Source organism: Phocaeicola sp., from assembly GCF_048170425.1.
GTDB lineage: Bacteria > Bacteroidota > Bacteroidia > Bacteroidales > Bacteroidaceae > Phocaeicola.
On record NZ_DBEXBB010000060.1, the window covers coordinates 1 to 9,365 of the forward strand.

7 protein-coding genes are annotated in these 9,365 nt (G+C 47.0%); all 7 read left to right on the top strand.

The window, feature by feature from the left end; all coding sequences use genetic code 11:
* Positions 1–55 precede the first annotated feature (55 nt).
* The 7 genes from ACMJ0U_RS02595 (at position 56) to ACMJ0U_RS02625 (ending at position 8,788) form a co-directional block, all read left to right on the top strand.
* Positions 56–1,000: a metallophosphoesterase gene (locus ACMJ0U_RS02595; RefSeq protein WP_417127982.1), complete on the top strand. Its 945-nt coding sequence runs from the start codon at positions 56–58 to the stop codon at positions 998–1,000.
* Positions 1,001–1,272: 272 nt separating this feature from the next.
* A complete protein-coding gene (gene accC, locus ACMJ0U_RS02600; protein WP_417127984.1) occupies positions 1,273–2,784 on the top strand; it encodes an acetyl-CoA carboxylase biotin carboxylase subunit in 1,512 nt (503 codons plus the stop codon).
* Positions 2,785–2,809: 25 nt separating this feature from the next.
* Positions 2,810–3,331, top strand: coding sequence for an acetyl-CoA carboxylase biotin carboxyl carrier protein subunit (locus ACMJ0U_RS02605; protein ID WP_417127985.1), 522 nt, complete (start codon positions 2,810–2,812; stop codon positions 3,329–3,331).
* A complete protein-coding gene (locus ACMJ0U_RS02610; protein ID WP_007561317.1) occupies positions 3,328–4,860 on the top strand; it encodes an acyl-CoA carboxylase subunit beta in 1,533 nt (510 codons plus the stop codon). The genes ACMJ0U_RS02605 and ACMJ0U_RS02610 overlap by 4 nt, the downstream gene beginning before the upstream one ends.
* A gap of 109 nt (positions 4,861–4,969) precedes the next feature.
* Positions 4,970–5,875 carry a DMT family transporter gene (locus tag ACMJ0U_RS02615; protein WP_417127987.1) on the top strand — a complete coding sequence of 302 codons (906 nt, stop codon included), beginning with the start codon at positions 4,970–4,972 and terminating at the stop codon, positions 5,873–5,875.
* Positions 5,863–7,491, top strand: a complete 1,629-nt coding sequence (locus ACMJ0U_RS02620; RefSeq protein WP_417127988.1) for an AAA family ATPase — start codon at positions 5,863–5,865, stop codon at positions 7,489–7,491. The genes ACMJ0U_RS02615 and ACMJ0U_RS02620 overlap by 13 nt, the downstream gene beginning before the upstream one ends.
* Complete coding sequence (locus ACMJ0U_RS02625; RefSeq protein ID WP_417127990.1) at positions 7,418–8,788, top strand: vWA domain-containing protein; 1,371 nt, start codon at positions 7,418–7,420, stop codon at positions 8,786–8,788. Before ACMJ0U_RS02620 ends, ACMJ0U_RS02625 begins: the two co-directional genes overlap by 74 nt.
* Positions 8,789–9,365: the final 577 nt, after the last annotated feature.

Consider the following 9,365-nt stretch of genomic DNA (forward strand, 5'->3'; position numbering starts at 1 on the left):
AATTGGGATTTACCTTTGCAACAACAAACAAATAATTGATAAAACTAAAATGATTATGATTTCATTAAAAAGAATTTTCTGTACATGTTGTCTGCTTTTATCGGTATGGACAGTTTTTGCACAAGGTCCTTCAGAATGGAAGGCATTAGAGAAACCCTTGAATTTTTATCTGGCAAATGATTTGGGCCGTAATGGATATTACGACCAGAAACCTATTGCCGAATTGATGGGACAGATGGCTGAGAATGTGGATATTGAAGCGGTGGTAGCTGCTGGTGATGTACATCACTTTGAAGGTGTTCGCAGTGTAAATGATCCGTTGTGGATGACAAACTATGAATTGGTGTACAGCCATCCGGAGTTGATGATTCCCTGGTATCCTATATTGGGTAATCATGAATATCGTGGTAACACGCAGGCAGTATTGGACTACAGTCAGGTGAGTGCCCGCTGGGAGATGTCGGCACGTTATTATACAAAGGTATTAGAGAACGATGACATAACTGTTCGTCTGGTAATGATTGACACGGCCCCTCTGTTAGACAAATACCGGGAGGATACGGAAAAATATCCGGATGCATGCAAACAAGATATGGACAAGCAATTGGCATGGCTGGATTCTGTATTGGCATCTGCCAAAGAAGATTGGGTATTGGTCGTAGGTCATCACCCTATTTTTGCAGATACAGACAAGGATGATTCGGAACGTCTGGATATGGAAAAAAGAGTGGACAGCATTTTGCGCAAGCATAAAAATGTAAATCTGTCTTTGTGTGGTCATATTCATAACTTCCAGCATCTTCGCAAAGCTGGAAGTAAGATAGATTATGTAGTAAACTCTTCTGCATCCTTGAGTCGCAAGGTAAGAGCTGTAGAAGGTACTGTGTTCTGTAGTGGAGAAACAGGCTTTTCTTTGATTGCGGCCGATAAGAAAGAATTGTGTCTGTATATGATTAATAAGGAAGGTAAAGTGTTGCATACAATAAGGCAAGTTCGTTGATTGTCTATTCCCATTATTTTGCAAACTCGACTTTGCGTTATTGTTTTTTAATAGATAATCCTTTCCTCATTTTTAGGTATTTTTGAGGGAAAAAGTGGCAATTTGGCAAAAAAAGAGACATTCATTGGAACGGTGTCTCTTTTTTTGCTATTTTTGCACAGTTTTTAGGGCATTTGTGCCGAATCGACTATGAGGGGCATGCAGATGCTCGGTTTATTGGACTATATGAGAATAGTCCGGCATCAAAAGAAATCATTATTAAAACATAAAGCATGATACACAAAGTATTAATCGCTAATCGTGGTGAAATTGCTGTGCGCGTGATGCGTTCTTGCCGTGAAATGGGTATCCGTACCGTAGCAGTTTTTTCCGAAGCCGACAGAACGGCTCGCCACGTACTTTATGCGGATGAAGCTTGCCTGATTGGTCCGGCTGCATCACGCGAAAGTTATCTGAACATAGATAAAATTATCATGGCTGCAAAACGTCATGGAGTAGATGCTATTCATCCGGGATATGGCTTCTTGTCTGAAAATTCAGAATTTGCACGCCGTTGTCGTCAGGAAGGTATTATTTTCATTGGACCGGATCCGGAAACGATGGATGCGATGGGTGACAAGATTTCTGCCCGTAAACACATGATTGCGGCAGGAGTTCCGGTTGTTCCGGGTACAGAACAGCCGTTGCAAAGTGTGGAAGAAGCAAAGGAAATCTGTAATAAGATTGGTTATCCGGTGATGCTGAAAGCCTCTATGGGTGGTGGAGGTAAGGGTATGCGCTTGATTCATAGCGTGGATGAAGTGGAAGAAGCATATAATACCGCCCGTTCAGAGTCTATGTCTTCTTTTGGTGATGATACTGTTTATCTGGAGAAATTTGTGGAAGAGCCACATCATATCGAATTCCAGATTTTGGGAGATAATTACGGAAATGCCGTACATCTTTTTGAACGTGAATGTTCCATTCAGCGTCGTAATCAGAAAATTGTAGAAGAAACTCCTTCTCCTTTCGTAACTCCTGAATTGCGTCAGAAAATGGGTGAAGCAGCAGTGGCTGCGGCTAAGGCTGTACACTATAAAGGAGCCGGTACGATTGAATTCCTGGTCGACAAGCACCGCAATTTCTACTTTCTGGAAATGAATACCCGTTTGCAGGTAGAACATCCTATTACAGAAGAAGTAGTAGGGGTGGATTTGGTAAAGGAGCAGTTGCGTGTGGCTAGTGGTGAACCGTTGCATTTCAAGCAGGAAGACCTGAAACAGCGCGGACATGCCATTGAATGTCGTATCTGTGCAGAAGATTCAGAAAACAACTTTATGCCTTCACCGGGTGTTATCCGTCAGTTGATGGAACCAAACGGCATTGGAGTACGTATTGATAGCTATGTATATGAAAGCTATGAAATTCCTATCTACTATGACCCGATGATTGGTAAGTTGATTGTATGGGCTACTACTCGTGAGTTTGCTATTGAGCGTATGCGTCGCGTGTTGTACGAATACAAGATTACCGGTTTGAAGACCAATATCGGTTACCTGCGTCACATTATGAACGTACCCGATTTTGTAGAAGGACATTACAACACGTTGTTCATCCCTAAACATCAGGATATGTTGCGTCAATGGGCAGGACAGAAAGAAGAGGAAACCGAAAACATCGCCATGATTGCAGCTTACATTGATTATCTGATGAACCTGGAAGAAAACAATTCTGGATCAAGTGACAACCGTCCTATCAGCCGTTGGCGTGAGTTTGGCCTGAAGAAAGGTGTACTGAGAATCTAAGTATGTTGAATTAAAGTAGAAGATTATGGAAATACATATAGGAGACAGAGTGGCAGATGTGACACTGGTCAGCAAAGAAGGCAACAAGGTACAGTTGACCATTGACGGCGTGCCATACGATGTAGACATTGTGATGGCTGAAAACGGAAGTTGTTCTATTCTGCACGATGGTAAGTCGTATAATGCGGAATTGATTCGTAGAGACGGTGGTAAGAACTATACGGTGAACGCGCATTACCAGTCATACAATATTGACATCATCGATTCTCAAGCCAAATACCTGCGTATGCGCAAGGGCGGTGACGAAAAGCAGCAGGATAAGATTGTTTCTCCGATGCCAGGTAAGGTCGTTAAGATTCCAGTGAAAGCTGGTGACCGTTTGCAGGCGGGCGATATTGTAGTAGTGATTGAAGCCATGAAGATGCAGAGCAACTACAAGGTAAACAGCGAATGCGTAGTGAAGGAAATCCTGGTAAACGAAGGAGATTCCGTCAACAGCAATCAGGTGATAATGACTTTGGATGTAATTAAAGAAGACGAACAATGACAACAGCAGAACAATATAAGAAATTTGAGGAGCTGGATAAGCTTGCTTCTCAGGGTGGTGGCGTAGAACGCGTGGAAAGACAGCACGCCAACGGTCACATGACAGCCCGCGAACGTATCGACATGTTGCTCGATAAGGGTACGTTCAATGAAATGGACAAGTTCGTAATCCATCATTGTACAGACTTCGGAATGGATAAGAATCACATTCCGGGTGACGGTATCGTATGTGGTTACGGTAAGATTGACGGACGTTTGGTGTACGTATATGCATACGATTTCACCGTATATGGCGGTACACTGAGTGCGACAGGCGCACAGAAGATTGTGAAAGTGCAGGAACTGGCATTGAAGAACGGTGCTCCGGTGATTGCCTTGAACGACTCAGGTGGTGCACGTATTCAGGAAGGTGTAGGCAGTATCTCCGGTTACGCTTCTATCTTCTACCAGAATACCATCGCTTCAGGTGTGATTCCGCAGATTTCGGCTATCTTAGGTCCTTGTGCAGGTGGTGCCTGCTATTCTCCGGCATTGACCGACTTCATCTTCATGGTGAAGGAAAAGAGCCACATGTTCATCACAGGTCCGGATGTAGTGAAGGCCGTGACACATGAAGAGGTGGACAAGGAAGAACTGGGTGGTGCTTATACGCACAGCAGCAAGAGCGGTGTAACTCACTTCCTTTGCGATACAGAAGAAGAAACTTTGATGAGCATCCGTGAACTGTTGAGCTTCCTTCCGTCTAACAATATGGAAGATGCGCCGATGATTCCTTGCACTGACGACATCCGCCGTGCAGAAGAATCACTGATGACAGTCATTCCGGATGACCCGAATATGCCGTACGACATCAAGAACATCATCGAACCGGTAGTCGACAACCACTATTTCTTTGAAGTGATGCCTCACTTTGCCAAGAATATCGTGGTAGGATTTGCTCGCCTGGGCGGACGTTCTGTAGGTATTGTAGCCAACCAGCCTGCTTACCTGGCCGGTGTGCTCGACATCGATGCTTCCGACAAGGCTTCTCGCTTTATCCGTTTCTGCGACTGCTTCAATATTCCTATCGTTACTTTCGAAGACGTGCCGGGCTTCTTGCCGGGATGTACACAGGAACACAACGGTATCATCCGTCACGGAGCAAAGATTGTGTATGCGTACGCAGAAGCTACAGTGCCTAAGATTACCGTAATTACCCGTAAGGCTTACGGTGGTGCTTACATCGTAATGAACAGTAAACCTATCGGTGCCGATGTAAACTTCTCTTACCCGACCGCAGAAATCGCCGTAATGGGTGCTGATGGTGCTGTAAACATCCTGTATCGCAAGGCTACTCCGGAAGAAAAGGCGAAGGCTGTAGAAGAATACAAGGAAAAATTCTCTAATCCTTACCGTGCAGCCGAACAGGGTTACATCGATGAAATCATCCTTCCGAAGGATACTCGCTATAAACTGATTCAGGCATTGGAAATGACTCAGAACAAGAGCCAGAGCAATCCGCCGAAGAAACACGGTAACATGCCGCTGTAATCAGGTAGCGATTGTATAGAAATAAATCATAAGAAGCGAAGAATTCCGCCGGTCATACGTGAGGAGTTCTTCGCTTTCTTGTATTGTGTTCACATTAGATTCTTTTTATATGAAGGAAGCATTCATAAAACTGCACCTTTCCATTCTCATCGCCGGAGGAACGGGGATTTTCGGAAAACTGATTACCCTGAATGAAGGCTTGCTCGTGTGGTATCGGATGATGTTCGCCTCCGTGATGTTTTTCCTGCTGCTTTCGTTTCTGAAAAAGCTGCGGAAAGTGACTTTGGGCGATGTAGCCAAGATTGGTTCTGTGGGATTGCTGCTGGCTTTACACTGGATATTCTTCTATGGAAGTATCAAGGCTTCCAACGTATCCATCGGGGTCGTTTGCCTTTCATTGATGAGTATTTTCACGGCTGTTTTTGAGCCCCTTATCAATCGTCACCGCATTTCCTTGCGGGAGATTCTGTTCAGTCTGGTAGCCGTGCTGGGCATTGTGCTGATATTCCATTTTGATACTCGCTATCGGGTGGGTATTTGTATGGGAGTCATTTCATCGGCTTTGGCTTCTCTGTTTACCATCGTCAACAAGAAGGTAGCTGTGAACTACACCTCCAGCACGATGTTGCTTTACGAGATGATAGGTGGCTTCTTAGGTATCTCCTGCATCTTGCCGGCCTATTTGCATTACTTTCCGGTGCCCTCTATTCTGCCCGGTGCACAGGATTTGATTTACCTGCTTTGCCTAGCTTCGGTATGCACCGTGGGACTTTATATCCTTCAAATTCAGGTACTGAAAATGATTTCTGCCTTTACGGTCAACTTGAGTTATAACCTGGAGCCGATATACAGCATCATCGGCGCCATGCTGATTTTTCAGGAGGCTAAAGATTTGAATTTCAGTTTTTATCTTGGTTTGGGACTTATTGTGTTGTCAGTCGTGCTTCAGACACTCAATGTATTGTCGCAACACCATAAGTTTATTCCTTCACTTTATGTAAAATGGAAGCGTTGAAGAACCGTATAGTGAGACTGCTGGACACCCTGAACGAGCGGGTGTACGGCAAAGAAGAAGTCATGGCCCTGGCGTTGCTTTCGGCTGTGGCAGGAGAGAGTATCTTTCTGCTGGGGCCTCCGGGAGTGGCCAAGAGCATGGTAGCCCGCCGCTTGAAACTGATGTTCCGTGGGGGGACAGCTTTCGAGTACCTCATGTCGCGGTTCAGTACTCCCGATGAAATTTTCGGTCCCGTGTCCATCGCCAAACTGAAAAACGAAGACACCTACGAGCGAATGACAGAAGGCTATCTGCCCACCGCCACTGTCGTTTTTTTAGATGAAATATGGAAAGCCGGTCCTGCCATACAGAACGCCCTTCTGACCGTCATCAATGAGAAAATCTACCGCAACGGACAGTTCTCGGTACGGGTTCCCATGAAGGGACTGATTGCCGCATCGAACGAACTTCCGGCTTCAGGACAAGGACTGGAAGCACTGTACGACCGCTTCTTAGTGCGTAGGTTAGTGGGCGGCATTGAAGACCTGTCCGATTTCGACCGGATGATTTCCACTGCCGACGAAAGCGAACCGGAAATGGATGAGCATCTGGCGGTGAGCGATGAAGAATACCGTCAGTGGCAGGAACAGATGAAATCCGTCGGCCTGCATTATTCCGTGCTGGAAGTCATCCATTCCCTTAAGGATAAATTAGAAGATTATAACCGCCAGTTAGAAAATGCCGATTCACCTTCCGATGTAGCACTTTATGTGTCCGACCGTCGTTGGAAGAAAATCGTCCGCCTGCTGCGAGCCGCTGCCTTTCTGCAAGGAAATACCGAGGTACGCCTGTCCGACTGCCTGCTGATGGTACACTGCCTGTGGAACGAGACCAGCCAGATAGACTGGGTACGCGATGCCGTGCTGACGGCAGTAGGCGAGAGCGTGCGTGGCTACGTGCTGAACCTGTCGGGCATTGAAGCCGATTTGCAGGCTTTGAAGAAAGAACTCGACTCGGCAGGAGCCTTGCGCGAGCGGGCCGATGCCGGACTACAGTTAGTCGATACATACTACTATCAGGTGGAACGCGTACGCCTGGCCGGACGACTGCTCCTCTTTGCGTCCGACTATCAGCAGCTGGACGACGTCGGTAAACAGTTCTATCTGCATAAAGACAAGTACAAGACCGATTGCTATGTACTGAAGAAGTATGACCCCTCCATGCGCAACAAGGTATCCCCATCCAAAGTCTATACCCTGCGCCGTGGCCGTCGTTCAGTATTTATCAACGACTATGAATACCCCTTGCTGTGTACTCCTGACTGTACGGCTCTGCCCGCCATGGAAGTACAGGCACAGGAAGACATCCCCGCACGCTTCAGCCAGCTGGAACAACGGCTCAGCCATGCAGAAGCCCATTGCGGCGATTGGGTAAAAGAAGAAGCCGACTACTGCGCGAACCATCTGTTTGTCGGGAAAAGAGAGAAAGAAGCCATGGGCCGGATACTGGGCGAACCGTCGAAAGCCCTGTTCCGCTATCGGAACGAGTTGGAGGAAATGAAACATGCATACCGGAAAGAGAACGAGGAATATCCGTCTGAAAGACCTGAAGACAGCCTATTTGGAGCAACTTCGTGAACGAAGCCGGGCGCGGATGGAAGAATACCTTCAGCACCACACCGTGCTGGAAAGCGAACTGGAAGAGTGCATCTGGGATTATTATCGCCAGACGGCCCCTTCCTTGCAGGAATTCTATTCCCGCTACACTCCCGAATGGGAAGTCTTCTACGAGCACGAAACCCTGCCGCCGACCGATTTCCTGGTATTCCTGCAACGGATGGAAACCGCCTTCCGCAAACGCTATACCTTGGCCGAACTCGATGTATCCTATTACATCGGTCGCCTGTCCCGGCTTCCCGAACGGAGTGAAGAACGGGCAGCCTTGCAGGAACTCTTCCTCGACAAGTGGCACCATCTGCTCACGGTCAAGGAATATGACTACCAGTACCAGCATCTCTTCCGTCTGTGCGAAGGATTTCAGATTTTAGATAAATCGTTCGGCTTGAAAACGGAAGGCAATTTTCGGGGATCGCGCGTGAAGTGGCTGTTGCGAAACCATCCGGAACTCTACCAGAAAGTAGTCCCCTACGAAAAAGCCATGGAGCAGAACCGCCAGATACGCGAGCTGGTGCGTTGCCTGGGAAAGAACGCAGGCGGACGGAAAGAAAGCTTCGATTCCCTGTCGGGCCTGCGGGCAGACAGCCTCATTCGCCATGCTTCACAGAGTGATGTGGAAGGCGTGACCCTGGGCGACGACCTCAACAGCCTGTTGCCTGTGGAGTACTGCTACCTCACCGATGAGGTGCTGCATCCCTTCTTCATGCAACGTTATGTGGAGAAACGCCTGCAACAGTTTGATTCCTATTCGCATGAAGACACCTCCGCTCCCTCACCGGAGAAAAAGAAAGTCAGTGCGCAAGGACCTTACATTATATGTATAGATACCTCCGGCTCCATGCGCGAAGGCCGCGAACGCCTGGCCAAATCGGCCGTGCTGGCCATTGCCCGCCTGACGGAGGCCACTTCGCGGAAATGTTATGTCATCAACTTTTCAGAGGATATACAAACCTTGCTGATTCGTGACCTGAAAACCGATTTCCCGATGTTAGTGGAATTCTTGCAACGTCGTTTCGATGGAGGAACCGATGTGCGTCCGGCTTTTTCCGAAGCCCTGATGATGTTGCGCACCCACGGTTGGCAGCGATCTGACGTGGTGCTGATTTCCGATTTCGAGATGCCGCCCCCTGCGGACGACCTGCTGGCCGAGATTCATCGTGCCCGTTTGCGGGGTACTTCCTTCTATGCGCTGGTGTTCGGTTCTCATCCGGAAACGGACTACCTTCATGAGTGCGAAAAGTACTGGGATATGTATTAGTTTGAAAAATCATCTTGCTTTTATTTTGTAAATATTGTTGAGTAAAAGATTTGAAATGCGGAATTCTGCTTTCTTTTTGAATGGCGGGATTTCGCATTTTTTTCTTGCCGTAGATTTTGCTACCCCTCTCAGAAGCCTTCTGGAAGGGGTGACTTTTGTGTAAAAACGAAGGTTTGAGCGAATTTAGGTAATCAAATACGTGAAAATCTGTGTGAAAAGCGAGATTTCGGACAAAAATGCCGGGGTGTTTGGAAGAAAGCCCCGAAGAACTTTTTGGAAAACTCTTTTACGTTTGGAGGAAAACGCAAGTGCGTTTGAACTCAAATGTACTTGCGTTTTGGGAAAGGTGCTTTTGTGCGTGAAGTGTACTGAAAATAGTTGTCAGTTTGAAGATTAATTCCTGACTAAGTTGACAGGTTAAACATTATATTCCTAAAAAGGTTGTCAGTTCTGCAAAACTACAACAAAAACTCAATATCCGTATATTTTCTCCCTAAAAACTCATCGCTCGGGGAGCGCCGTGCGGCAAGGGACGGGAGCCCCCGTCCCGACGAGCACATCATTCAATTATACCGAT

Excerpts from the sequence above, each read along its gene's own strand:
- ACMJ0U_RS02595 (WP_417127982.1), top strand. The coding sequence starts at position 56 with ATGATTTCATTAAAAAGAATTTTCTGTACATGTTGTCTGCTTTTATCG.
- accC (WP_417127984.1), top strand. The coding sequence starts at position 1,273 with ATGATACACAAAGTATTAATCGCTAATCGTGGTGAAATTGCTGTGCGC.
- ACMJ0U_RS02605 (WP_417127985.1), top strand. The coding sequence starts at position 2,810 with ATGGAAATACATATAGGAGACAGAGTGGCAGATGTGACACTGGTCAGC.
- ACMJ0U_RS02610 (WP_007561317.1), top strand. The coding sequence starts at position 3,328 with ATGACAACAGCAGAACAATATAAGAAATTTGAGGAGCTGGATAAGCTT.
- ACMJ0U_RS02615 (WP_417127987.1), top strand. The coding sequence starts at position 4,970 with ATGAAGGAAGCATTCATAAAACTGCACCTTTCCATTCTCATCGCCGGA.
- ACMJ0U_RS02620 (WP_417127988.1), top strand. The coding sequence starts at position 5,863 with ATGGAAGCGTTGAAGAACCGTATAGTGAGACTGCTGGACACCCTGAAC.
- ACMJ0U_RS02625 (WP_417127990.1), top strand. The coding sequence starts at position 7,418 with ATGCATACCGGAAAGAGAACGAGGAATATCCGTCTGAAAGACCTGAAG.